Source organism: Pseudomonas sp. TE3786 (assembly GCF_054057335.1).
Genome location: NZ_JBSRZF010000005.1, coordinates 177,163 through 201,870, shown reverse-complemented (window position 1 = coordinate 201,870; position 24,708 = coordinate 177,163). Strand labels below are relative to the sequence as shown.

The window sequence follows — 24,708 nt, the reverse complement described above, 5'->3', positions numbered from 1 at the left end:
AATCAGCCACGAACCGTCAATACAAAAAGACGGTTCCAAAACAGGGCGAGGAGTATACCTGCGCCACCCAGCCAGTTCATCCTCGAACCTTATTCCATCTACTGCGTCCAAACGCCTACCTCCTTATAAGTAGCCACCTTGATGCCGCGCGCGTTTGTCTTGCTGCTGTTCTGCCTGCTGCCTACCTTTGGCCAGGCGAAATCCTTCACCGTACTGCACCGGCCGATCAGCCTGGGCACCGCCAGCGGCGAGCTGTTCGGCACCCTGCTGCTGCCCAAAAGCGCCAGCCCGGTGCCGGTGGTATTGCTGATTGCCGGCTCCGGCCCCACCGACCGCAATGGCAACAACCCCGAAGGCGGCAATAACGACAGCCTCAAACTCGTGGCGCAAAGCCTGGCCAATCAGGGCATCGCCAGCCTGCGCTATGACAAACGCGGTATCGCCGCCAGCCGTCCCGCCACGCCTGATGAGCGCGACCTGAGCGTCGAAGGTTACGTACAGGACGCCGTCGACTGGAGCCGCAAGCTCAGGGCCGACCCGCGCTTTTCCACCCTGACTCTGGTCGGCCACAGCGAAGGCGCGCTGATCGCTACCCTGGCCGCGCCCACTGCCGGTGCCGATGCCGTGGTGTCGATTGCCGGCAGCGGGCGACCAATTGATCAGGTGTTGAAGGAGCAACTGCGCGAACGTCTGCCAGCGCCCCTGCTGCCGCAAAGCCTGTGGACCATCGACCAGCTCAAGGCTGGTCAGCCGGTGCCCCATGTGCCGGATGATCTGCAGGTGCTGTTTCGCCCCAGCGTGCAGCCGTACCTGATCTCGCTGTTTCGCCAGGACCCGGCCGCCGCCTTTGCCCAATTGCGGGTACCGGCGCTGATCGTCCAGGGCAGCAACGATATGCAGGTGACCCCGAGGGATGCTCAGGCCCTCAAGGCGGCCAAGCCGGATGCCGAGTTGCTGATGATCGAGGGCATGAACCATGTGCTGCGCATCGTCGCCAACGATGCCAAGTCGCAGCTGGCTTCCTACAATGATCCGCAGCGGCCGCTGGCCCGCGAGCTGAGCAGCCGCCTTGGAGCTTTTGTCCTGGCGGTAAAACGGCAATAAGTGATAGCACGGCGCCAGCCTAAAGCGCAGCGACAGATAGCCGATAGAAGCCATGACTAGTACGCTCGTACGCAAATGGCCCCGGACTACCTGCATGACCGACACCGAACCCACCGAACAGACTGCGCCGCCCGCCGAGGAAACCGCCCTCAGCGAAGTCAGCGAGGCCCTGCCCCATCCCTGGATTGCCTTGCCAGATGAGCAGTTTCGCCTGCTGCGTCTGGCACCGCTGCCCACCGACAGCTACACCGGCACCCGTCCTCTGCGTTTTGTGCAGATGGGCCGCCTGACCCGGCACAGTCCGGACCAGAGCTTTCTGCGCCTGAGCATCAGCCTGCCGGGGATCATGACCCGCAAAGGCGACAACGCGCTGGAAGTGTGGATCGACCACCGCCGCAAGGAAGTGCGCTTCGGCCCGGACAAGGGCCTGCATCTGGAACCGATCAACCGTGGCCTGGGCCGTTTTCTGTTGGCCCAGGGCATTGCCTGGGCGCAGCAGCGTTGCGCGCATTACACCGTGGAAGGTGGCGCGTTGGCGCTCAAGGATGTGCTTAGCGAAGACGCCCGCCTGCGCCGCGACCACTTCCTCAAGGCCCAGGGCTTCGACATCGACTACACCGACCCGCAGCAGGCCAAGGCTACCTACTCGGCACCGCGGGTCAGCGCCTTGCGCAGCGATTGGAACAAGGAAAAAGTGCAGAGCATCGAACTGCTGGACGCCGCCGCGATGCTCGAACAGGCCGACCACAACCTGCGCGAACAGGACAGCAAGATTCTCAAACAGCAGCAGCGCATCGACAGCCTGCGCCGCGAAGACGGCACGCAGCGCTTCACCATCGCCTGCCTGGTGGCGTTCTGCGTGTTTCAGGCGGGATTGTTTATCTGGATGGCGTCGCGGTAGCACTTACTCCCGGTAGGAGCGGCTTCAGCCGCTCCTACCGGGAGGCGTCAGACCTTCGAAGCAAACAACGCCTGATGCTCCCGGCACTGCGCTGCCGTCAGCAAGAACACGCCATGCCCGCCGTTCACAAAATTCAGCCAGGTGAAATCGACCTCCGGGTACAGCGCCTCGACGTGCACCTGGCTATTGCCCACTTCCACCACCAGCACGCCCCGCTCGCTCAAATGGTCGGCCGCTTCGGCCAGCATGCGCCGCACCAGGTCCAGACCATCGTCGCCGCAGGCCAGACCGAGCTCCGGTTCGTGGTGGTACTCGGCCGGCATATCGGCGAAGTCTTCGGCATCGACATAGGGCGGGTTGGACACGATCAGATCGAAGCGCTGGCCCGGCAGCCCGCTGAAACCGTCGCCCTGCACGGTAAATACGCGATCTTCCAGACTGTGCCGTTCGATATTCTGATTGGCCACCTCCAGCGCCTCGAACGACAGATCGGCGAGCAGCACTTCGGCTCCGTCGAATTCGTAGGCGCAGGCAATACCGATACAGCCCGACCCCGTGCACAGATCGAGGATGCGTGTAGGCGTGTTTGCCAACCAGGGGCTGAAACGTTGCTGAATCAACTCGGCAATCGGCGAGCGGGGAATCAGTACGCGCTCATCGACAATAAACGGCAGGCCACAGAACCAGGCTTCGCCCAGCAGATATGCGGTGGGAACGCGTTCTTCGATGCGCTGTTTAAGCAGGGTGTGCAGGTACTCGCGCTCGTCGTCTTCGAGACGGCAATCGAGGTAGGCATCGGCGATTTCCCAGGGCAAGTGCACTGCCCCCAGCACCAGCTGCCGCGCTTCGTCCCAGGCGTTGTCGGTGCCATGGCCGAAGAACAATTCTTCGGCATGAAAACGGCTGACGGCCCAGCGAATGTGGTCACGCAGGGTACGCAAACGAGAGGTCGAAACGGTCACAGCGGCATCTCCAAAGTCGAGGCCGGCAGTTTAGCCGAAGGTGCCCGGCGCTCGGTTGGTTTATTGCGCCCGGCTGCAGGCAGCGCAATTCGTGGCGTAGCACACGCGTACAAGTAAAAAGATTCACAGCCATCGTTTGTGGGGTGACAATGGCGCCATTCGCGTCTGTCAGGAGCCAAGACATGTCCCAACCGCAAACCTTACTCCAGCTCACCGGCCGCAGTTATGCGCCGGCCAGTTTGGGTAATGCCTGCCTGCTGATCATCGATGCGCAAGAGGAATACCGCAGTGGCGCCATGCCCCTGCCCGGCCTGGACGCCGCCATCGGCGAAATCGCCGCCCTGCTGGAAACCGCCCGCGCCAATGGCTCACCAATTGTCCACGTCAAACACCTGGGCGTACCGGGTGGTTTCCTCGACCCCCAGGGCCCGCGCGGTCGTTTCATGCCTGAGCTGGCACCGCTGCCAGGCGAAACCGTAGTGGAAAAACGCCTGCCCAATGCGTTCTCCGGTACCGACCTGCATGCCCGTCTGGAGGCCATCGGCCGCCTCGACCTGATCATCTGCGGCTTTATGACCCACTCCAGCATCAGCACCACAGTGCGGGCCTGCAAAGACTATGGTTACCGTTGCACCCTGGTGGACAGCGCCTGCGCCACCCGCGACCTGCCCTACGGCAATGGCGTGATCAGCGCCGCCGAAGTGCACCGCACCGAAATGGCCATCCTGGCGGACAACTTTGCCGCGCTGGTAAGCCATGCCAAGGCCTTGATCTGAAGCGCACATCGCATCATCAGCGGACCAATTGCCCGCCTCATATGCGGGCACGACTGAACCTCGGTGTTGAGCACCGGTCATACCGCCGACACCCTGAAAGGAAAGCGGAATGAAATTGTCAGATGGTTTCGATGCCCGACGCCTTCGCCCACGCGGTCCCGGGAGCTGGCGCTGGCGCTTCGCCGCCGCGCTTTCGGCGCTGTTCGCCATGCTCGGGATTCTGCTCGCCATGGCCGGTGCCGCTACCTTGTTCGGGCACCCGCCAGCCCTTGGCGGGCTGAATGACACCCCCACCAATGCCACGGTGATTCTGCTCTTCGGCCTGTTCCTGCTATGGCTCGGGGTGATCGCCTGGCGCCGCTGCCGTCGTCGTCTGCGCCGCCCCAGCGACCTGGCCCTGGCCCCGCATCTGATGAAGAAACACGACTAATCCCACCGTGAATGGCCACCGCTGAATGGGTAAACTAGGCCCCATTCGCGGAGACCTTCTTATGCAAGACGACGATTTTTCCCTATTCAAAGCCGAGTTGCGCGGCGTCAAACCCATCCAGCAGAACGACCGTGCCGACACCGGCAAACCCAAGACCGACCGCGCGCGCCTGCAGGCCTTGCGCCAGTCCGCGACCATTTCCGAAGGTGTGACCCGCGTCGACGGCCTGTCCGACCAGTTCGTTATCGATGTCGGTGCCGAAGATCCGCTGTACTGGGCCCGGGACGGTGTGCAGGAAGGCCAGATGCGCAAGCTCAAGCTCGGCCAGGTGAGTTTCGAAGGCAGCCTGGACCTGCACGGCATGAGCGTGGAAAAAGCCCGCGATACCCTGTGGGAGTTCTTGGCCGAAGCCAACAAGCTGGAAATCCGCTGCGTCCGCGTCACCCATGGCAAGGCCGTGCGCATGGACGGCAAGCGACCGATGATCAAAAGCCACGTCAACACCTGGTTGCGCCAGCATCAGGGCGTGCTCGGTTTCACCTCGTGCCTGGCCAAACACGGCGGCACTGGTGCCATTTATGTCCTGCTCAAACGCACCATGATGGATGGCCGCGACGAGTAACTGGCTTTATCCCTGAGCTTTCCTGGCGCGTTCCGCGCTTGCCAGCCGAGGTTTGCCGCCCTACCCTGCGTCTCTGCTTAATTTCCAAAGCCTTACAGGTAGATCCATGTCCCTGGAACAGAACTACACTGCGATCCTCAGCCAACTGGGTGAGGACGTATCCCGCGAAGGCCTGCTCGACACGCCCAAACGTGCCGCCAAAGCCATGCAGTACCTTTGCCGCGGTTATCAACAGACCCTGGAAGAAGTCACTAACGGCGCGCTGTTCAGCTCAGAAAGCAGCGAAATGGTGCTGGTCAAGAACATCGAGCTGTACTCGCTGTGCGAACACCACCTGCTGCCGTTTATTGGTAAAGCCCATGTGGCCTACATTCCAAGTGGCAAAGTGCTGGGCCTGTCGAAGGTCGCACGGATTGTCGACATGTACGCCCGCCGCCTGCAGATTCAAGAGAACCTCAGCCGCCAGATTGCCGAAGCCGTGCAACAGGTGACCGGTGCCCTGGGTGTTGCCGTGGTGATCGAAGCCCAGCATATGTGCATGATGATGCGCGGCGTCGAGAAGCAGAACTCATCGATGGTGACCTCGGTGATGCTCGGCGAATTCCGCGAAAACGCCGCCACCCGCAGCGAGTTTCTCAGCCTGATCAATTGATTGCTGCTGAACGAAAAAAACCGGCCTTTTGCCGGTTTTTTTTGTGCTTGGTAAAAGCATCGCGGCTAAAGCCGCTCCTACAGGATGGCGAAATCCGTAGAAGCGGCTTTAGCCGCGATGCTTTTCAGCTTAGGTCACAGATACCGACGATTTTTCCTACAAGAAGATTTGCCGTTGATCCAGGTCAGCCCCCGCCCCAGAGCCTCTCACTAGCCTTGGCCATCGTTCGTTCGCATTCGAGCAAGACGCTAAGGAAGCAGCATCATGGCCTATCTAGTCTGGCAGGAAGACCTCAACACCGGCATCCCGATCATCGACGACCAGCACAAGCGCATCGTCGCCATGATCAATCTGCTGATCCACGCCAACGAGAACAACCACAGCCGCGAGGAAGTCGGTGAAGTGCTCGGGGAACTGGTGGATTACACCCTGTCCCACTTCGCGTTCGAGGAAGCGCTGCTGGAGGAAGCCGGGTATGCCTTTACCCGTCCGCACAAGCGCGTGCATGAGATCTTCACCGTGCGCGTCAGCGAGTTCAACATGCGCTTCCAGGCGGGTGAGGACGTGACCCAGGAGCTGATCAACCTGCTGTCACGCTGGCTGTTCAACCATATTCGCAACGACGACAAGGCCTACGCGCAAACGGTGAAAAACAACATCAAGGCACTGGTGGACAACCAACAGGCCGGCGGCTGGTTTTCCCGTTCGTTCAAACGCTTTTTCGGCGAAGCCCACGCCTGACCGACGGTTGCGGCAAATGCGCCCAGGCCGAGGTCAGGGCGCACGCATTCAGGTAAGCTGCCGCCCTCGAATTTTCAGCCGCAGAGGGTGTTCCGGTGCTTATCAAAGCGTTGCGGGTTGGCTTGGGCCAGCTCATCGTGTTTATCGACTTCCTTACCCGCCCGCGCAAACAAAAGCGCGCCCCCGAGGCCCAGGCCCAAGTGGCACAAGCCACCACCAGCATGGCCCTGTACCAGTTCCACGCCTGCCCGTTCTGCGTACGCACCCGCCGCACCATGCACCGCCTGAACCTGCCCATCGCCCTGCGCGATGCCAAGAACAACGAAGAACATCGTCAGGCCCTGCTAAACCAGGGTGGCGCGATCAAGGTGCCGTGCCTGCGTATCGATGAAAACGGCGGCAGCACCTGGATGTATGAATCCAAGGCGATCATGCAGTACCTGGAAGACCGTTTCGCCAGCGTCTAAAACGCATCGCGGCTGAAGCCTCCCACAGCTTGTGCTTACCCGTAGGAGCAGCTTCAGCCGCGATGCATTTCAGCCAGCCGCTTAGCCAGGCTGTCCAGTTCGGGAATGGGCGTTTCAGGCAATGTGCGCAACACCGCCTGAGTCACACGCATCTGGCGGATAAACCGCCGGCAGTTGCTGCAGCTGGCCAGGTGCAGACGCACGGCGATGCGTTGACGCAAACGCAATTGCCCGTCGAGAAAATCACTGGAATTGGCCACCAGCTCCTTGCAACTCAGCAATGCCCTGTCTCCTCGAAATGCTCCAGGGTGGCAAACACCTTGAGCCGTGCGCGATGTAGTAAAACTCTGGCGTTAGAGAGCGAGATATCGAGAAGATTACAGATCTCCTCCAGCTCCAGCCCCTGCCGTTCGCGCAGGTTTAGCACGCTGCCTTGCAGCTCCGACAGACTGGCCAGAGTCTTTTCCAGGCACTCGCGCAGTTCCTCTTCCGTCAGCAAGGCGTCCGGCGAGTCCTGGTGCCAGGCGTGGGGTGCCAGCAGCCAGTGGCCGTCTTCGGCAAAACGTTGATCATCGATGCTGCCGTGGGGCGACGGGATATCGTCCAGTAGCACTTCGCGGCGGTTTTGCTTGAGGCGGCTTTTCGCGGTGTTGGCGGTGATGGTCAGCAGCCAGGTCTTCAGGCTTGAACGGCCCTGAAACCCAGCCAGGTTGCGCACCACCGCCAGCCAGGCGTCCTGCACCACTTCATCGGCATTGCGGCTGCCGACAATCGCATAGGCCACCGCGCGCATCGCCCCCTGATAGGTAACGACCAGCTCGCGGTAGGCCTGCTGCTCGCCGACCAGCAGGCGCGGCAGCAGCTCGCTGTCAGACGCGGGGCTCACCTGTCAGTGCTTGCGCAGAATCACGCTACCGATGGAGTAACCGGCGCCGAACGAGCTGAGTACACCCAGCGCGCCACTTGGCAGGTCGTCCTGGTTTTTGTGGAAGGCGATTACCGAGCCGGCGGAGCTGGTGTTGGCGTAGGTGTCGAGAATCACCGGGGCTTCGTCCGGCAGCGCGTCGCGGCCCAGCAGCTTTTTGGTGATCAGCAGATTCATGCTCAGGTTGGCCTGGTGCAGCCAGAAGCGCTTCACGTCCGAGACCTGAATGTCGTTGGCGGCCAGGTGCTCACCGACCAGCTCGGCCACCATTGGGCAGACATCGCGGAACACCTTGCGGCCTTCCTGCACAAACAGTTTGTCGCGGGCACCAACGCCCTCTTCCGCGGCGCGGTTGAGGAAGCCGAAGTTGTTGCGGATGTTGTTCGAGAACGAGGTCAGCAGCTTGGTGCCGACGATATCGAACTGATACTGGGAGGTGGCCAGATCGGCACGTTCCACCAACACGGCGGTAGCGGCGTCACCGAAGATAAAGTGGCTGTCGCGGTCGCGGAAGTTCAGGTGGCCGGTGCAGATTTCCGGGCTAATTACCAGAATCGCGCGGGCCTGGCCGAGCTGAATATTCTGGGTGGCAGCCTGAATGCCGAAGGTCGCTGAGGAACAGGCAACGTTCATGTCGTAAGCGAAACCGCTGATGCCCAGGGCTGCCTGAACTTCGATGGCCACCGCCGGGTAGGCGCGTTCCAGGTTGGAGCAGGCGACGATCACGCCATCGACATCCGCCGCCGTCTTGCCAGCGCGTTGCAGGGCCTGTTCGGCCGCCGCTACGCCCATCTGGCAAAGAATGCCCCACTCTTCGTTGGAGCGCTCTGGCAGGCGCGGGGTCATGCGTTGTGGATCGAGGATGCCTTCTTTGTTCATCACAAAGCGGCTTTTGATCCCGGAGGCTTTTTCGATAAAGGCGCTGCTGGATTCATTCAGCGCTTCGACCTCACCCTTCTCGATGGCAGCGGCATTGTCGGCGTTGAATTGCCGCACATAAGAATTGAAGGACTCCACCAGCTCATCGTTCGAAATGCTGTTTGCCGGGGTATACAGGCCGGTACCGCTGATGACGACGTTATACACGGTCGATCCTCTTGGAAGCTTAATTGATCGGAATGGCGGCTATTGTGCCCGAAAAGGGTGACAAATCCCCAGCGATACTGGCTGACGTTCGTCAGCGGCCAGAAGGCACGCACGTACCGATAGAATTCTCCCGACAGCGCCGCACGGAAAAAACCGGGCCACGGATTCACTCGAGCTGTTCACCATCGTCGAGAAAAACAGCCAAGAACCCCCTCTAGCACGCGAATTATTACCAAATCCGCAATAGATATTTACCCGCGTAAAACCTGCAACATTTGGTCACACCCCCTACTCTAAAAAGGCGCGTGGACTAGACGAACGCTGATAACGCCTTGCCGTTAATCCGCCCCAGGGGCCGCCACAGGCCACCTCTCGCAACCCGCTCAGCCCGTTTGGCCGTTGGCCGAACCCGCTCACAACCGTGAACTGACTACGCCCGGTGCCCGCTTTGTCGTAGCGGCGTATCTGGCATCAGGAGCCCTGCATGACCGAGCAATCCAAAGGCCTCACCCGGCGGCAACTGTTGAAAACCTCCGCCACCACCCTGGCTGCCGGTGCCGCCGCCAGCGCCCAGGCCGCCACCGTAATCGGCACGCCCAAGTGGCTACCCTTCGACCACAACGGCCCCCTGCACTACGACAGCCCCGGCTGGCAATTCTTCACCGCTGAGGAAGCCCTCGAGGTGGAAGCCATTGTCGAGCAACTGATTCCCGCCGATGAACTGAGCGTCAGCGGCAAAGACGCCGGTTGTGCAGTATTTATCGACCGTCAGCTGGTCAGCGACTACGGCGACTTCGGCCGCCTGTATATGCAAGGCCCCTTCACCCCCGGCACCCCGGCGCAAGCCGACCAGTCGCCGCTGGTACCCCGCGAGCGCTACCGCATCGGCCTGGCGGCGCTGAGCAAATATTGCCAGGCGAGCTTCCAGAAAAACTTCAGCGCCCTGCCACCCGAACAGCGCGACAAGGTGCTCACCGACCTGGAAAAAGGTGCCATCAGTCTGGAAGGCATCGAGGCCAAAGCCTTCTTCCAGCAGGTGCTGGACAACACCATGGAAGGTTTCTTCGCCGACCCCATCTACGGCGGCAACCGCGACATGGTGTCGTGGAAAATGATCGGCTTCCCCGGGGCCCGCTACGACTACCGCGATTACATCGGGCTGCATAACCAGAAGCTGAACCTGACGCCGATTTCCATCATCGGCAGCTCCGCCTGGAACAAGAAGGGTTAAACACACCATGGCTAAAAAATTACCTTCCACCGACGTCGTGGTTGTCGGGCTAGGCTGGGCTGGCTCGATCATCGCCAACGAACTGGCTGACACCGGTCTCAGCGTAATCGGCTTCGAACGCGGCCCCTGGCGCGACACCGCCACCGACTTCAACCTGGCTTCGGCCACCGACGAGCTGCGCTACAACCGCCGTCAGGAACTGATGCTGCGGACCAAACAGAACACCTGCACGATGCGCAATAAAGAGTCGGAAACCGCACTGCCAATGCGCGTGTGGGGTTCGTTCCACCCCGGTAATGGCACCGGCGGTGCCGGCAACCACTGGGCCGGTATCACCTTCCGCTTCCAGCCCACCGAATTTCGTCTGCACAGCTACCTGACCGAGCGCTACGGCAAGGAACTGCCAGCCGAGCTGACCCTGCAGGACTGGGGCACCACTTGGGAAGAAATGGAACCGCACTACGATGCCTTCGAGCGTCTGGCCGGCGTTTCCGGCAAGGCCGGTAACCTCAACGGCACCATCGTCGAGGGCGGCAACCCCTTCGAAGGCGCGCGTTCCAAGGAATACCCGAACCCGCCAACCGCACAAACCTACGCGCCGACGCTGTTTGCTGAAGCCGCGAAAAACCTCGGCTACAAGCCCTTCCCGGTGCCCTCGGCGCTGGCCTCCCAGGCCTATACCAACCAGCTTGGCGTGACCATGGGGCCCTGCACCTTCTGCGGTTTCTGCACCAACTACGGCTGCGGCAACTATTCCAAGGCCAGCGCCATCGTCAACGTGCTGCCGGCGCTGATCCGCAAGCCCAACTTCACCGCCAAGACCAACTCCGAAGTGCTCAAAGTCACCATGGACAGCACCGGCACCCGCGCCACCGGCATCATTTATGTCGACTCCAGCGGCCAGGAATGGGAACAACCGGCAGAGATCGTGGTGGTGGCCGCGTTCATCTTCGAGAACGTGCGGTTGATGCTGCTCTCCGGCGTCGGCGAGCCCTACAACCCGATCACCAACACCGGCACCACCGGGCGCAACTACGCGTACCAGACCGCCAACAGCGTGAAGATGTTTTTCAACGACAAGAACTTCAACCCCTTTATCGGTGGCGGTGCCATCGGCATGGGTATCGACGAGTTCAACAATGACAACTTCGACCACTCCGGTTTGGGCTTTGTCGGGGGCGGCAGCACCCGGGTAACGCCGATTGGCGCGGCACCCATCGACTCGCGCTCGACCCCGCCGGGCACCCCGGCCTGGGGTGCGAAGTGGAAAAAAGCCACGGTGGACAACTACCTTTCCACCATGTCCATCGGCTGCGAAGCCAGCAGCTACTCCACGCGCAACAACTACCTGTCGCTGGACCCCAACTACACAGACCCCCACGGCCGTCCGCTACTGCGCATCACCTTCGACTTCCCCGAGAACGATCTGAAGATGGCGCAGTACGTCACCAATAAAGTGGTGGAAATCGCCAAGACCATGAATCCGCGCGAGATGGTCCCGGCACCGCGCAAAGGCCCGTGGGCGAACACCTCGTACCAGTCCTCGCACATCGTCGGCGGTTTCATCATGGGTGCCGATCCGAAGAACAGCTCGGTGAACAAACACCTGCAGGTGTGGGGCGTGCCCAATCTGTTTGTGGTCGGCTCTTCGGCCTTCCCGCAAAACCCCGGCTACAACCCCACGGGCACCGTCGGTGCGCTGGCGTTCAAGGCGGCGGATGCGATTAAACGGCTTTATCTGCAGCGCCCAGGGGAGATGATCAGCGTATGAAAACTCTCCTCTCGATAAGTGCCTGTGCCCTGTTCGGTCTGACCCTTCAGGCCGCCCATGCCGGCACCGGTGCCGACTCCTACAACCTGGTGGAAAAAGGCCGCTACCTGGCCATGGTCGGCGACTGCACTGCCTGCCATACCGTCCCCGGCAAAGCGCCGTTTTCCGGAGGCGTGGCGATTGAAACGCCGTTCGGCAAACTGGTCGGTGCAAATATCACCCCCGACCCGGATACCGGCCTTGGACACTGGACCTTCGATGACTTCCAGAAGGTCATGTCCGAAGGCCACAGCAAGGGTGGCAAGCGCCTGTATGGCGCCATGCCTTTTACCGCCTACACCAAGGTGCGCCGCGAGGACAACCTGGCGATCTGGGCTTATCTGCAAACCCTGGAGCCGGTCAACAACCCGGTGGAAACCAACCAGCTGCCCTTCCCCTTCAACGTGCGCACCAGCCTGATCGGCTGGAACATGCTGAATTTCAGCCAGGGCGAATTCGTAGCCAATGCCGAGAAAAGCCCGCAATGGAACCGTGGCGCTTATCTGGTGGAAGGTCTGGGTCACTGCGGCACCTGCCACACCCCGAAAAACCTGATTGGCGGCGACAAAAACGGCAACTTCCTCGCCGGTGCCAACCTGCAAGGCTGGAGCGCGCCGGATATCACGGCCAACGCCCATAGCGGCATCGGCCAGTGGAGCAATGAGGACATCGTGCAATACCTGAAAACCGGCACCAACCGCTTCGACATCGCCTCCGGACCGATGGCCGAAGCCGTGGAAAACTCCACCCAGCACTGGAAAGACGAAGACCTGCTGGCGGTTGCCGTGTACCTCAAGGATGGCCAGGCACCGGCGCAAGCCCCACAACCCCTGGCGGTCGATACGCCAGCGATGGTGGCTGGCAAAGCGATCTACGCCGACCGCTGTTCCGCCTGCCATGTCGGTAACGGTGAGGGGGTGAAAACCCTGTTCCCGAAACTGGCTGCTGCACCGCTGGTGAACAGCACCGACCCGACCTCGCTGATTCGCGTGGTACTGGCCGGCAGCCGCGCCGGTGGCACCGAAGCGGCACCTACCGCGCCGGCCATGCCATCGTTCGCCTGGAACCTCAGCGACGAAAACATTGCCGACGTACTCACCTATGTGCGCAACACCTGGGGCAATGCGGCACCGGCGGTGACGGCGGGGGAAGTCAGCAATTTGCGTGAGGATCTGCGCCCGTAAAGCCACCACGGTCGCCGTGGGAGGGGCTTCAGCCGCGAGCTTTTGGTCTTAAAGCATCGCGGCTAAAGCCCCTCCCACAGGGTTCCGTGCAGGGGTCTATAAGCTTCATCACGCTGCTGGATAGTGCTTGAGCCGCCCCTCACCCCGCGCCACCCTCCTGACACCCCTCAGGAGAGCACCATGAGCGACTACCACACCCTCACCCGCCACGACAGCAACGGCGTGGCCACCATCGAGTTCGACCACCCGCCCATCAACCTGATGGACCGCGAGGTGATAGTCGACCTGCTGAAACTGGCCAAGAGTCTGGAAGCCGACACCACCACCCGCGTGGTGCTGTTTCGCAGTGCCAACCCAGCCTTTTTCATCGCCCACTTCGACCTCGGCAGCCAATTAAACCAGCCTGCACCGCCGCCCTTGCCGGAAGGTCAGGCCAGCCTGCTCAGCGCGCTGTTCACCCGTTTGAGCAAACTGCCGCAAGTGACCATTGGCGAGCTGCGTGGCCGCGCCCGTGGCGCTGGCAGCGAGTTCCTGCTGGCCCTGGATATGCGTTTTGCCTCAAAGGAAAACGCCGTGCTCGGCCAGCCGGAAGTGGCCGTCGGCTTGCTGCCCGGTGCCGGCGGCACCGTGCGCCTGGCGCAAATGGTTGGCCGCGGGCGGGCGTTGGAAATCTGTCTGGGTGGGGCCGACTTCGACGCCGACACGGCCGAGCGTTATGGCTGGATCAACCGAGCTATCCCGGACGCCGACCTCAGCGCCCATTGCCAAGCCCTGGCCCAGCGGATTGCCAGCTTTCCAGCAGCGGGCATTGCCCATATCAAGGCAGTGGTCGATCAGGTGTCTGCTGCGCCTGCTGGTGCACTCGTGGAGGAGTCGCAGCGTTTTGTCGGCGATATGAACGCCCCTGCCACCCTGGAGCGGGTGCAGTGGCTGATGGATAACGGCGGGCAAGTGGATGGCGAGATGGAGCGGGCGCTGGGGGCGAACCTGGCGAAGTTTCCAGCGCCGTTGTAAGCCTGAACAGCGATCCAGGCTAAAGCCTCTCCCATGGGACGCTGACTCTCTGTGGGAGGGGCTTGAGCCGCGAGCTTTCAAGATCAAAAAGCAGCGCGGCTAAAGCCCCCCAACAAAAAGCAAAGTCAGCCTTTCAGGCGCTTGAGCAACCGCGCCTGCAACTGCTCCAGCTCTGCCGGATCGGCCTTTTTGCTGGCATGCACCCCCAGCCCCTCGCCAGCAAAGCGCGGCACGATATGCATATGGAGATGGAAGACCGTCTGTCCGGCCGGCGCGCCATTGAACTGGGCGACCTGCACGCCGGCCGGCTCCAACTCGTCGACTATCACCCGGGTAAGTTTCTGCACCACCGCCATCACCTTGGCCAGGGCATCGGTATCCACTTCCAGGATATTGCGCGCCGCCGAGCGTTTCGGGATCACCAGACTATGGCCGAAGGACTGCGGAAACACGTCGAGAAAGGCCAGTACGTCATCGTCTTCATAGAGCTTGTAGCAAGGAGCCTCGCCACGAATGATCTGGGCAAAAATATTCTGGCTGTCGTAGTCGCCGTGCAGGCTCATCGGGGTTCTCCTTAGCGCTGGAATGGAGGTTGAACCATACCGGCTATGCCCATCCGATGAAAACCCCGACTAATTTGCAAAATTGCGAGCCGCTGGGCATACCGCCGGTTGCGCCGCGGCAAGCTTTACGGAAGAATCCCGGCCCTTCGCAAACCTGGCGGTCCTACCCTGGCCCACCAGTCATGGCGGCCCTACCAATAATAAACAGCACCGCGACCCGCACTTGCCCCGGCAAGTGACAATGCCTGTCGCCCATCGCTGAACACATTCCAGACACACGCGTCTCCCGCTCCGGCCACAAGCCTGAGGCGGGTTCTTTGGCTTGGCAGAATTTAAGGAAAAAAGCATGTTCAAGTATTTGTCCCTGGCCCTTGCAGCCCTGATGCTGGCGGCCAGCTCGTCCATGGCGGCGGCCGAGGATGCTCCCATCGTCATCAAGTTTTCCCACGTATCGGCGGAAAGCACCCCCAAGGGCCAGGGTGCCCTGCTGTTCAAGAAGCTGGTGGAAGAGCGTCTGGCCGGCAAGGTGAAGGTTGAGGTGTACGCCAACTCGGCACTCTTTGGCGACGGCGAAGAACTGGCCGCCCTGGCCGATGGCCGCGTGCAGATGCTGGCACCGTCGCTGTCCAAGTTCGACAAATACACCAAGCGCCTGCAAGTGTTCGACCTGCCGTTCCTGTTCAACGACCAGGCCGCTGTCGACCGTTTCCTCAAGCGCGAAAAAAGCCGTGAACTGCTGCGCTCGATGAACAGCAGCAATATCTACGGCCTGGGCTTCTGGACCAACGGCATGAAGCAGCTGTCGGCCAACAAGCCTCTGCGTACCCCGGAAGATGCCAAGGGCCTGGCCTTCCGTATTCAGGCCTCCAGCGTGCTGGAAGCGCAGTTCGCCGCACTGGGCGCGACCACGGTGAAACTGCCGTTTGCGGAAACCTACAAGGCGCTGGAAAGCGGCACCGTACAGGGCACGGAAAACCCCTGGTCGAACTTTGTTTCGCAGAAATTCGAGAAGGTGCAGCCGTACGTGACCATCACCAACCATGGCGTGCTCAGCTATATGGTGGTGACCAACAGTAAATTCTGGACCAGCATCCCGTTCCAGATCCGCACCGAGCTGGAATCTATTCTGGACGAAGTGACCCTGTCGGTTAACCAGACCGCCGAGGCCAACAACCAGCGTGATTACGAGCAGCTGGTAGCCGGCGGCAAAGCCAAGATCATCACCCTCACCCCGGCCGAACAAGCCGCCTGGCGCGAAGCGATGCTGCCGGTGTGGAAGCAGTTTGAAGGTGAGATTGGTGCCGACGTGTTGCATGCGGCGCGCGCGGTAAACCGCAAGTAACCACGCTCCATAGCCAATCAACGCCGCCCGTAGGAGCGGCTTTAGCCGCGATTGCAGTGTTAAGCCCTACACCGAAATCGCGGCTGAAGCCGCTCCTACAAGGCAGGGTCGCCGTTAGCCGTCTACGGCGCTCCACTGCTTGTTCAGACGCTTATCGGAAACCGCCATCCGGGTGCCGAGTTGCTGGGCGAACAGCGACACGCGGTACTCTTCCAGCATCCAGCGATACAGCACCAGCTCTGGGTCACGCTTGCCTTCCTGGGCATGTTTGCTGGCACGGGCCTGGTACTGCGCCCAGAGTCCGGCCAACTCGCCACTCCATACCCGGTCCTTCTGCAGCTGCGCGCCAAGCTTGTCGAAGCGCTGCTCGATGGCCTTGAGGTAACGCGGCACTTCCTTTAGCCATTCGGCTGGCGTTTCCCGCACAAACCCTGGGTAGACCAGGTTGCCCAGCTGCGCCTTGATGTCATTGAGGGCCACGGCCTGGGCCAGGTCGATCTTGCCCTTGAAGCGTTTTTGCAGGCCGTGCCAGAGCTTGAGAATTTCCAGGGTCAGGCGCGCCAGGCGCTCGGCATGTTCGGTCCAGGCACCGCGCTTTTTCTCGGCCAGGGCCAGCAGGCCGACACCGTCGCGCGGCAGCGGGTCTTCGCCTTCCAGAATGCAGCTATCCAGGCTGGCCAGCAGAATATCTTCTACCAGCGCCTCGACCCGCCCCAGGTCGCGGTGCAGCAGGCCGAGATCGGTCAGGCCCGGCAGTTTGCCCCGCAGGAATTTGGCTGGCTCGTTCAGCTGTTGCAACAGCAAGCGTTGCAAAGCGCGACGGTGCTGGAACTCAGCCTCGGCAGCGGTGGCGAAGCGACCTTCCTTGACCGTACCGCTCTCTTCCACCAGCGCCGGGTATACCGTCATCGACAGGCCTGCGATGTTTTGCTGGGTGGTCTGCGCCACTGGCGCGAACACTTTGGCTTCCACCGGTTTCTGTTGCTTGTCGGTTTTCACCATGGCCAGGGCAGCCTGGCTGGCTTCGGCAAAACGTGCGGTCTGCTCGGCCAGGTCACGGCCTTCACCGAGCAGTTTGCCCTCGGCGTCGACCACTTCCAGGTTCATCTTCAGGTGGTTTTCCACCTGCTGTTCGGCCTCAGCCCAGGCTTCTTCGCTCACCCGCACGCCGGTCATGCGCTGCAACTCACTGCCCAGCGCCTGCACCAGCGAGCCTTGGCCGAAGGCAATCCGCGCCAGGGCGGCTTTGACAAAGTCCGGCACCGGCACAAAGTTCTTGCGCAGGGCCTTGGGCAGTTCGCGAACCAGGGCGATGCACTTGGCCTCCAGCAAGCCGGGCACAAGCCATTGCAGGCGCTCGGCCGGAATCTGCGGCAGCAGCGGTGCCGGTACCCGCAAGGTAACGCCGTCACGGGGATGGTTGGGTTCGAAATGGTAGGTCAGCGGCAGACGCAGATCGCCCAATTGCAGCTGGTCCGGGTACTGCGCTTTGGTCACTTCCGTGGCATCGCGGGCCAGGATGTCTTCCTCGCGCATGATCAGCAGTTGGGGGTTTTTCGCGCTTTCGGTTTTGTACCAGCTGTCGAAGGTGGCGGTCTGGTAGATGTCCGCCGGCAGGCGCGCATCGTAGAAGCCGAACAGGGTTTCTTCATCAGCCAGGATGTCGCGGCGGCGGGCCTTGGCTTCCAGTTCGTCGAACAGTTCCAGCAGCTCGGCGTTGGCCTTCAAGCACTTGGCTCGTGACTGAATTTCACCGCGCACCAGGCCTTCGCGGATAAACAGTTCGCGCGCCACCGCCGGTTCAATCGGGCCGAAATGCACCGGGCGGCGGCCGACCACGATCATGCCGTACAGGGTGATCTGCTCAAAGGCCACCACTTGCCCGCGCTTCTTTTCCCAGTGCGGTTCAAAGTGGTTTTTCTTGATCAGGTGGCCGGCCAGCGGCTCGATCCAGTCCGGCTCGATCTTGGCCACCTGGCGGGCGAACAACTTGGTGGTTTCCATCAGCTCGGCGGCCATCACCCACTGCGGCTTCTTGCGACCGATCACGCTGGAAGGGTGAATCCAGAAACGCCGCTGGCGGGCCCCCAGGTAGTCGCCGTCTTCGGTTTTCTGCCCGATCTGGCTGAGCAGGCCACAGAGAATCGCCTTGTGCACCGCGGCGTAATCTTTGGCGCGCTGGGCGGCCTCGAGAGTTTCCACATTTTTCGCTGGTTGGGCAGCGGCAGCTGCGGTGGGTTTTGCCTCGGCCGTGCTCTCGCGCTGCGGGGTCAGTTTCAACTCGCGAGTGATCAGCACCAGCTGACGGTGAGCATCACGCCATTCGCGCAGACGCAGGTAGTTGAGGAAGTTTTTCCGGCACCAGTTGCGCAGCGGGTTGGAGCCCAGCTCCTGGCGTTTTTCCTCGAAACCGCGCCACAGATTGATCAGCGCGGCGAAGTCGGAGTCGACGTCCTTCCACTGCGCATGGGCCTGGTCGGCGGCCTGCTGGCGATCCATCGGCCGCTCGCGCGGGTCTTGCACCGAGAGGGCACTGGCGACGATCAGAATCTCATCCAGGCTGCCCAGCTTGGCCGCCTCCAGCACCATACGGCCCAGGCGCGGGTCGATGGGCAGCCGCGCCAGTTGCCGGCCAATCGGCGTCAGCTGGCTTTCGCGGTTAACCGCTGACAGCTCTTGCAGCAGGTTGAAACCGTCGCTGATCGCCTTGCCATCCGGCGGCTCGATAAAGGGAAAGGCGTCGGTCTCGCCGAGGCGCAGATGGAGCATCTGCAGAATCACCGCCGCCAGGTTGGTGCGCAGAATTTCCGGATCGGTAAAGGCCGGGCGCGCGAGGAAATCCTCCTCGCTGTACAGACGCACGCAGATCCCCGGCTCAACCCGCCCGCAGCGGCCTTTGCGCTGGTTGGCGCTGGCCTGGGACACCGCCTCGATGGGCAGACGTTGCACCTTGGCGCGGTAGCTGTAACGGCTGATGCGTGCGGTGCCGCTGTCGATCACATAACGAATGCCGGGCACGGTCAGCGAGGTTTCCGCGACGTTGGTGGCCAGCACGATCTTGCGCCCGGCCATGGGCGCGAAAATCTTCTGCTGCTCGGCCGGAGTCAGGCGCGCATACAGCGGCAGCACCTCGGTAAAACGCAGATTGGCCTTGCGCAGCAGGTCGGCGCAGTCGCGGATCTCGCGCTCACCGGGCAGGAACACCAGCACATCGCCAGGACGCTTGCCTTCGCTGCGCTCAAAGGCCTCGATCTCCTCCAGCGTGGCGAGAATGCCCTGATCGACACTGAGGTCGTCCACCAGGCTTTCGCCCTCCTCGTCCACCTCGGATACCAGCGGCCGGTACCAGGTTTCCACCGGGAAGGTGCGCCCGGACACTTCCACAATCGGCGCGTTATCGAAGTGCTTGGAAAAGCGCTCAAGGTCGATGGTCGCCGAGGTGATGATCACCTTCAGGTCCGGCCGGCGTGGCAACAGGGTTTTCAGATAGCCGAGGAGAAAATCGATATTCAGGCTGCGTTCGTGGGCTTCATCGACGATCAGCGTGTCGTACTTTTCCAGGTAACGGTCGTGCTGGGTTTCGGCCAGCAGAATGCCGTCGGTCATCAGCTTGATCAGCGAGCTGTCTTTGCTCTGATCCTCAAAACGCACCTGATAACCGACCAGCTCGCCCAACGGCGTGCCGATCTCTTCCGCCACCCGCGTCGCCACACTGCGCGCCGCCAAACGTCGTGGCTGGGTGTGGCCGATCAGACCGTGCAAACCACGGCCAATTTCCAGGCAGATTTTCGGCAGCTGAGTGGTTTTCCCCGAACCGGTTTCACCGGCAATGATCAGCACCTGATGCTTGGCCAGCGCCGCCTTGATTTCATCGCGCTTGGCGGCAATCGGCAGGCTGTCGTCATAGCGCATCAGCGGCACGCTCAGACGCCGCGCCTCGACCTTGGCGCAACTCTGCTGGAAGCGTTCCAGCCACTGCGCCAGCTTGGCCTCATCGGCGTGGCCGGCCTTGCGCAACTCATGCAATTGCCGACGCAGGCGATGGCGGTCGGCGACCAGGGCCTGGTCGAGGTTTTTCAGCAAGGCATCGGAGGTGGGCGTGGCGTTGGTCATTGGCGGGGGGGCAACAATCAAAAAGGCGGGGGCGGATTGTCGCAGATTTTCGCCGCGCCATGCGCCGCCGCTAGCTCCCGGCGCTTGTTGAGCGGCCCGCCGCAGCAGGCTAGGTGCCGCTCCTCCGCCAGGGCATCACGGATGCAGGCGATTCAACCCTGGCGGAATGCCGCTGCTATCGGTTTGCTTCCAGGGCCCATTGGCATAAGTGGCCCAGGTCCAACCGTTATCCCAGCGGTAATAGGTGCGCTCGCGGTAGTAAAGGTTGGGCACATTATCCAGCACATAAACGCCCAGCTGCGTGTCCCAGTAGCTGTTCACCCCTGGTGGCGGGGCAAAGTGCGGATGGGCTTTCATGCGGGTACTGGCCGGTGCCTGGGTCGGCAGCGGCGCACTCTTGGGTTGCTGGGTGGATTTCGACGGGGTGGTGGCCGGCGGGATGCTGTTGGGCGGCACGGGAATCGGCTGCGGACTGGGTTGCTGCATCGGCGTGGTACAGCCGGTCAAAGCCACAATCATCAGCGCTGCTGCGCCTCGTGCCCAAGTCATCATGGTGTTTGTCCGTCCGCCGAATCGATGGTCAGCTGTTGCTGATCCTTGCTGCTACTGGCCAGAGGCTGACTGCGACCAATCCACTCGCCCGCCTTGGCATTGCCTGCCCGCGAGATGCGAGCCTGGAGTATGACCTGAGGGAAGTTGGAGAGTTTCAGTTGCGGCATCATCGCGTCGCTATCGGCCAGGCTGACCTCGGCGGGCAGGTCGGCAACCGTCATGCGTTTCACCGCCAGCGGCATCGGTGGCCCGGAAGCGGCACGGGCGAAGACGAACACGCTGTCACCCGGCTGCACCTTGGCCTGGACTTGCGGTGCCAGTTGCACCCGCACTTTCAATACCCTGCCGGTTTCGGCGACAGCGGCCGGCTGTTGCGCGGTTTGCTGGTCCGCCGGCAAGTTGCTGCGGGCCCGCTCGATCCCACCCTCGATGGCGGCGCGCGATGGATCGTCGGCCGGCATCAGAGCCACCAGGCGGCCCCAGTAGTTGACGGCATCCTGGAAGCGTTTGTCTTCGAACGCGGCAATACCCAGCAAACCCAGGCTGGTGACTTCGTCCGGGTTGGTTTTCAACGCTTCGTCGGTCAGGGCCTGCAGATCTGCGGACCATTTCTTGTCGTTGGCAAAGTAGCGGGCCTGGGCCAATTGGCCGAGCAGCTCGGGCTGGCGTCCGGCGATGCCGATGGCGCGCTCGAAGGCAGTGGCGCCATCGCTCGGGCGCTCCTGGCTCATATAGGCACGGCCCAGGTAATACCAGGCTTCGGCGGAGTCCGGCTGGGCTTTTACCGCTTGCTCCAGGCGCGCGGTCATTTCTTCGATGGTGCGCGGCGGCTGGGTGGAATCCTGGGCCAGTTCGACCTTGTCCAGCGCGCCCCAATGCCAGTACATGCCCAGCGCCAATACCGGCACCAACAAGGCGGCGGCCAGTGGCACCCACTTGCCGAGCTTGGAGGTGCGCGTCTGATCGGTGCCTTCGGTATCGGCCAGCAGTTCCCGCGCCGCTTCGGCCTGAGCGGTTTGCAACTGCTCGGCGCTGAGGGTGCCGGCCTGGTGTTGAGCGGTCAGCTCCGCCACGCGTTCCTGGTACAGGGCCACGTTCAGGGCGGTGCGGTCTTCTTCGCGCTGGGCACGGCGGCCACGCACTACGGGAATCAACAGAAATGCCAAGGCCACCAGCAACAGCAGGCCGGCAGAAAGCCAGAATTCGATCATTGGGAAGTTTTGTCCGCAGGCACAGAATTGAATTGCTCGGTAGAAGATTGATCAGCCTTGAGCAGCGCGTCCAGACGCGCCTGCTCGTCGCCCGACAGGCCAGTGTCGGGACCGGTCAATGTTTTGCGCCGACGCAGGGCAATCACCACCATCACCAGAAAGCCGGTGCCCAGCGCCGCTGCCGGGCCGTACCAGAGCAGCAAGGTGCGGGCGGTAACGGCTGGCTTGTAGCGCACGAACTCGCCGTAGCGGTCGACCATAAAGTCGACGATCTGCTCGTTGCTCTTACCTTCGCCGAGCATGCGGTAGATCTCTTTGCGCAGGTCGGCAGCAATCGGCGCGTTGGAGTCGGCGATGTCCTGGTTCTGGCACTTGGGGCAACGCAGTTCCAGGGTAAGCTGGCGAAAACGCTCGCGCTCGGCTTCGTTGGCAAATTCATAGGTGTCGATGGCGGCCTGGGCCACGCCTGCCAGGCTCAAACCCAAGGCTACCGCGGCAAGCCAGCGCTTCATTGGCCCGCCTCGTCGACCAGTTCCTGGTACTTGCTGGCCAACTGCTCACGCCAGACCACTTCGTCGATCACGCCAACGAACTTGTGGCGGATGATGCCCTTGCTATCGATCAGAAAGGTTTCCGGCGCACCGTATACCCCGAGGTTCAACCCCAGGCTGCCCTCGGCGTCATTGATATTCAGCTGGTAGGGGTTATGGAATTCCTTCAGCCATTTCTGCGCGGCGGCGTTGTCATCCTTGTAGTTGACCCCGTATACCCGCACGCCTTGCTGGGCCAGTTTGTTCAGCACCGGGTGCTCGACCCGGCAGGAAATGCACCAGGTCGCCCATACGTTAAGCAGTGCCGGTTTGCCCAGCAGGTCGGCGCGACTCAGGGTTTTCTGCCCTTCCACAGCCGGCAACGAGAACTCCGGCACCGGTTTGCCGATGAGTGCCGAGGGCAGCTCGGACGGGTCAAGGAACAGGCCGCGATAGAGAAACACCGCACCCACCAGAAAAACCACCAACGGCAGCAGCAACAACGCCCGCTTCATGCCTCTGCTCCACTCAGGCCCAAGGCTTCACGCACTCGGGTTTTGACTTTGACCCGGTAGCGCCGATCCAGCGCTGCCAGCAGACCACCGAAACCGGTGAGCAAACCGCCGAACCAGATCCAGCGTACAAAAGGTTTGACGTGAATGCGCACAGCCCAGGCGCCGTTATCCAGTGGCTCGCCGAGGGCGATATAGATGTCGCGGGTAAAACCGGCATCGATCCCGGCTTCGGTCATCACCGATTGCTGCACGGTATACAGACGTTTTTCCGGGTGTAGCACGGCCACTTCCTGGCCGTCTTCGATCACTCGTACGGTGCCACGGTCGGAGGTGAAGTTGGGGCCCTGGAAGTGTTCGGCGCCGTCGAAAATAAAGTGGTAGCCGCCCAGGTCGGTGGACTCACCGCGCTCCATACGCATATCGCGCTGGGCGCTGTTCTGGCTGGACAGCACCACGCCGAGGGCGCACACAGCGATACCCAGGTGCGCGAGCTGCATACCCCAGTAGCTGCGGGTCAGCTTGCCCAAGCCCTTGAGCAGACCGGTGTTGCGGGTTTTATCCAGCAGGTCGCGCACGCCGGCCAGCAGCACCCAGGCCGCCAGCAGGCAGACAGCAAGCACCGCCCAGTTGAAGTCGCCAAGCACCATCGAGGCCACGCCACCAATCACCACGCTGGCGATCAGCACCGGGCTGAGCATGCCCAGCAGCCATTTTACCGGGGTGTCTTTCCAGCGCACGATCACGCCGACCGCCATCACCACCATCAGCAGGCTCATCAGCGGCACGAACAGCGCGTTGAAGTACGGCGGGCCAACCGACAGCTTGGCTCCGGTCAGGGCATCGAGCACCAGCGGGTAGAGGGTGCCGAGCAGAATCATCGAGGCGGCCACCACCAACACCAGGTTATTCCCCAGCAAGAGCATTTCCCGCGACCAGGGGGCGAAACCCACCTGGCTTTTCACCACTGGCGCACGCAGGGCGAACAGGGTCAGCGAACCGCCGACCACCACCAGCAGGAAGGCCAGAATAAACACCCCGCGCTCGGGATCCGAGGCGAAGGCGTGAACCGAGGTCAGCACCCCGGAACGAACCAGAAAGGTGCCGAGCAAACTCAGGGAAAACGCGGCGATGGCCAGCAGCACGGTCCAGCTTTTGAACACCCCGCGCTTTTCCGTAACCGCCAGGGAGTGGATCAGCGCCGTGCCCACCAGCCAGGGCATGAACGAGGCGTTTTCCACCGGGTCCCAGAACCACCAGCCGCCCCAGCCGAGTTCGTAGTAGGCCCACCAGGAGCCGAGGGTGATGCCGATGCCCAGGAAGGCCCAGGCAACGATGGTCCATGGCCGCGACCAGCGCGCCCAGGCCGCATCCAGACGACCACCGAGCAAGGCGGCGATGGCGAAAGAGAAGGCCACCGAGAACCCGACATAACCCATGTACAGCATCGGCGGATGCACGATCAGGCCGATGTCCTGCAGCAGCGGGTTAAGGTCACGACCGTCCACCGGGCTTTGCGGCAGCAAGCGCGCGAAGGGGTTGGAGGTGATGATCAGAAACAGCAGAAAGCCGATGCTGATCATGCCCATCACGCCCAGCACACGGGCCAGCATCACTTGCGGCAGCTGACGGGAGAACACCGATACGGCGAAGGTCCAGCCACCGAGGATCAGCGCCCAGAGCAGCAACGAGCCTTCGTGGGCACCCCATACGGCGCTGAATTTGTAGTACCAGGGCAAGGCGCTATTGGAGTTATTGGCGACATAGGCGACCGAGAAATCGTCGGTCATAAAGGCCCAGGTCAGGCAACCGAAGGCCAACAGCAGAAAGCTGAATTGCCCCCAGGCGGCTGGCTGGGCCAGGCCCATCCACTGACGATCACCGCGCCAGGCGCCGATCATCGGCAAGGTGGCCTGCACCAGCGCCATGCACAGGGCGAGGATCATCGCCAGGTGGCCGATTTCCGGAACGATCAGAGCG

The 24,708-nt window shown here is 61.9% G+C and carries 24 protein-coding genes; 13 read left to right on the top strand and 11 right to left on the bottom strand.

What is annotated here, in order from left to right:
- Nucleotides 1–141 precede the first annotated feature (141 nt).
- Nucleotides 142–1,104 carry an alpha/beta hydrolase gene (locus ACVW0Y_RS08415; RefSeq protein ID WP_457437487.1) on the top strand — a complete coding sequence of 321 codons (963 nt, stop codon included), beginning with the start codon at nucleotides 142–144 and terminating at the stop codon, nucleotides 1,102–1,104.
- A gap of 94 nt (nucleotides 1,105–1,198) precedes the next feature.
- Nucleotides 1,199–2,005, top strand: coding sequence for a hypothetical protein (locus tag ACVW0Y_RS08410; protein WP_457437486.1), 807 nt, complete (start codon nucleotides 1,199–1,201; stop codon nucleotides 2,003–2,005).
- A 47-nt stretch (nucleotides 2,006–2,052) separates the two neighbouring features.
- Here ACVW0Y_RS08410 and prmB read toward each other — a convergent pair whose 3' ends face one another.
- A complete protein-coding gene (prmB, locus tag ACVW0Y_RS08405; RefSeq protein ID WP_457437485.1) occupies nucleotides 2,053–2,967 on the bottom strand; it encodes a 50S ribosomal protein L3 N(5)-glutamine methyltransferase in 915 nt (304 codons plus the stop codon).
- A gap of 182 nt (nucleotides 2,968–3,149) precedes the next feature.
- Here prmB and ACVW0Y_RS08400 point away from each other — a divergent pair, with 182 nt between their 5' ends.
- The 6 genes from ACVW0Y_RS08400 (at nucleotide 3,150) to ACVW0Y_RS08375 (ending at nucleotide 6,655) form a co-directional block, all read left to right on the top strand.
- Entirely contained in the window at nucleotides 3,150–3,743 is a 594-nt protein-coding gene (locus tag ACVW0Y_RS08400; RefSeq protein ID WP_457437484.1) for a cysteine hydrolase family protein, read from the top strand.
- A 109-nt stretch (nucleotides 3,744–3,852) separates the two neighbouring features.
- Nucleotides 3,853–4,173, top strand: a complete 321-nt coding sequence (locus tag ACVW0Y_RS08395; protein ID WP_457437483.1) for a hypothetical protein — start codon at nucleotides 3,853–3,855, stop codon at nucleotides 4,171–4,173.
- A 61-nt stretch (nucleotides 4,174–4,234) separates the two neighbouring features.
- Nucleotides 4,235–4,795 carry a Smr/MutS family protein gene (locus ACVW0Y_RS08390; protein WP_457437481.1) on the top strand — a complete coding sequence of 187 codons (561 nt, stop codon included), beginning with the start codon at nucleotides 4,235–4,237 and terminating at the stop codon, nucleotides 4,793–4,795.
- Nucleotides 4,796–4,901: 106 nt separating this feature from the next.
- A complete protein-coding gene (gene folE, locus ACVW0Y_RS08385) occupies nucleotides 4,902–5,447 on the top strand; it encodes a GTP cyclohydrolase I FolE (RefSeq protein WP_457437480.1) in 546 nt (181 codons plus the stop codon).
- A 264-nt stretch (nucleotides 5,448–5,711) separates the two neighbouring features.
- Entirely contained in the window at nucleotides 5,712–6,188 is a 477-nt protein-coding gene (locus ACVW0Y_RS08380) for a bacteriohemerythrin (RefSeq protein ID WP_457437479.1), read from the top strand.
- Nucleotides 6,189–6,283: 95 nt separating this feature from the next.
- Nucleotides 6,284–6,655 carry a glutathione S-transferase N-terminal domain-containing protein gene (locus ACVW0Y_RS08375; protein WP_457437478.1) on the top strand — a complete coding sequence of 124 codons (372 nt, stop codon included), beginning with the start codon at nucleotides 6,284–6,286 and terminating at the stop codon, nucleotides 6,653–6,655.
- A 53-nt stretch (nucleotides 6,656–6,708) separates the two neighbouring features.
- Here ACVW0Y_RS08375 and ACVW0Y_RS08370 read toward each other — a convergent pair whose 3' ends face one another.
- From ACVW0Y_RS08370 to ACVW0Y_RS08360, 3 genes are read right to left on the bottom strand one after another with little or no spacing between them, the layout of a single operon-like run.
- A complete protein-coding gene (locus ACVW0Y_RS08370) occupies nucleotides 6,709–6,936 on the bottom strand; it encodes an anti-sigma factor family protein (RefSeq protein ID WP_457437476.1) in 228 nt (75 codons plus the stop codon).
- On the bottom strand, nucleotides 6,930–7,541 hold the full coding sequence (locus ACVW0Y_RS08365; RefSeq protein ID WP_457437475.1) for an RNA polymerase sigma factor: 612 nt from the start codon (nucleotides 7,539–7,541) through the stop codon (nucleotides 6,930–6,932). Before ACVW0Y_RS08365 ends, ACVW0Y_RS08370 begins: the two co-directional genes overlap by 7 nt.
- A 3-nt stretch (nucleotides 7,542–7,544) precedes the next feature.
- Nucleotides 7,545–8,666 carry a beta-ketoacyl-ACP synthase III gene (locus ACVW0Y_RS08360; RefSeq protein WP_457437474.1) on the bottom strand — a complete coding sequence of 374 codons (1,122 nt, stop codon included), beginning with the start codon at nucleotides 8,664–8,666 and terminating at the stop codon, nucleotides 7,545–7,547.
- Between the two features lie 484 nt (nucleotides 8,667–9,150).
- On the opposite strand from ACVW0Y_RS08360, the gene ACVW0Y_RS08355 reads away from it, so the two are divergent.
- The 4 genes from ACVW0Y_RS08355 (at nucleotide 9,151) to ACVW0Y_RS08340 (ending at nucleotide 13,905) form a co-directional block, all read left to right on the top strand.
- A complete protein-coding gene (locus ACVW0Y_RS08355; protein WP_457437473.1) occupies nucleotides 9,151–9,897 on the top strand; it encodes a gluconate 2-dehydrogenase subunit 3 family protein in 747 nt (248 codons plus the stop codon).
- A 7-nt stretch (nucleotides 9,898–9,904) separates the two neighbouring features.
- Entirely contained in the window at nucleotides 9,905–11,668 is a 1,764-nt protein-coding gene (locus ACVW0Y_RS08350) for a GMC family oxidoreductase (protein WP_457437471.1), read from the top strand.
- Nucleotides 11,665–12,891, top strand: a complete 1,227-nt coding sequence (locus ACVW0Y_RS08345; protein WP_457437470.1) for a c-type cytochrome — start codon at nucleotides 11,665–11,667, stop codon at nucleotides 12,889–12,891. Before ACVW0Y_RS08350 ends, ACVW0Y_RS08345 begins: the two co-directional genes overlap by 4 nt.
- A gap of 180 nt (nucleotides 12,892–13,071) precedes the next feature.
- Nucleotides 13,072–13,905 carry an enoyl-CoA hydratase/isomerase family protein gene (locus ACVW0Y_RS08340; RefSeq protein ID WP_457437469.1) on the top strand — a complete coding sequence of 278 codons (834 nt, stop codon included), beginning with the start codon at nucleotides 13,072–13,074 and terminating at the stop codon, nucleotides 13,903–13,905.
- A 125-nt stretch (nucleotides 13,906–14,030) separates the two neighbouring features.
- On the opposite strand, the gene ACVW0Y_RS08335 is transcribed toward ACVW0Y_RS08340, so the two are convergent.
- The gene (locus ACVW0Y_RS08335; protein WP_457437467.1) at nucleotides 14,031–14,468 is read right to left on the bottom strand and encodes an HIT family protein; all 438 of its coding nucleotides are present in this window, start codon (nucleotides 14,466–14,468) and stop codon (nucleotides 14,031–14,033) included.
- A gap of 346 nt (nucleotides 14,469–14,814) precedes the next feature.
- Between ACVW0Y_RS08335 and ACVW0Y_RS08330 the strand changes: the two genes are divergently transcribed.
- On the top strand, nucleotides 14,815–15,810 hold the full coding sequence (locus ACVW0Y_RS08330; protein WP_457437466.1) for a TRAP transporter substrate-binding protein: 996 nt from the start codon (nucleotides 14,815–14,817) through the stop codon (nucleotides 15,808–15,810).
- A 114-nt stretch (nucleotides 15,811–15,924) separates the two neighbouring features.
- Here ACVW0Y_RS08330 and hrpA read toward each other — a convergent pair whose 3' ends face one another.
- From hrpA to ACVW0Y_RS08300, 6 genes are all read right to left on the bottom strand, one after another.
- Nucleotides 15,925–19,923 carry an ATP-dependent RNA helicase HrpA gene (hrpA, locus tag ACVW0Y_RS08325; protein ID WP_457437465.1) on the bottom strand — a complete coding sequence of 1,333 codons (3,999 nt, stop codon included), beginning with the start codon at nucleotides 19,921–19,923 and terminating at the stop codon, nucleotides 15,925–15,927.
- 135 nt (nucleotides 19,924–20,058) lie between these two features.
- Nucleotides 20,059–20,442 (bottom strand): hypothetical protein, encoded by a 384-nt coding sequence (locus ACVW0Y_RS08320; protein ID WP_457437464.1) that lies wholly within the window; start codon nucleotides 20,440–20,442, stop codon nucleotides 20,059–20,061.
- Between the two features lie 29 nt (nucleotides 20,443–20,471).
- Nucleotides 20,472–21,686: a c-type cytochrome biogenesis protein CcmI gene (gene ccmI / locus ACVW0Y_RS08315; RefSeq protein ID WP_457437462.1), complete on the bottom strand. Its 1,215-nt coding sequence runs from the start codon at nucleotides 21,684–21,686 to the stop codon at nucleotides 20,472–20,474.
- Complete coding sequence (locus tag ACVW0Y_RS08310; RefSeq protein WP_457437461.1) at nucleotides 21,683–22,198, bottom strand: cytochrome c-type biogenesis protein; 516 nt, start codon at nucleotides 22,196–22,198, stop codon at nucleotides 21,683–21,685. Before ACVW0Y_RS08310 ends, ccmI begins: the two co-directional genes overlap by 4 nt.
- Complete coding sequence (locus ACVW0Y_RS08305) at nucleotides 22,195–22,731, bottom strand: DsbE family thiol:disulfide interchange protein (RefSeq protein WP_457437460.1); 537 nt, start codon at nucleotides 22,729–22,731, stop codon at nucleotides 22,195–22,197. The genes ACVW0Y_RS08310 and ACVW0Y_RS08305 overlap by 4 nt, the downstream gene beginning before the upstream one ends.
- Complete coding sequence (locus ACVW0Y_RS08300; protein ID WP_457437588.1) at nucleotides 22,728–24,701, bottom strand: heme lyase CcmF/NrfE family subunit; 1,974 nt, start codon at nucleotides 24,699–24,701, stop codon at nucleotides 22,728–22,730. The genes ACVW0Y_RS08305 and ACVW0Y_RS08300 overlap by 4 nt, the downstream gene beginning before the upstream one ends.
- Nucleotides 24,702–24,708: the final 7 nt, after the last annotated feature.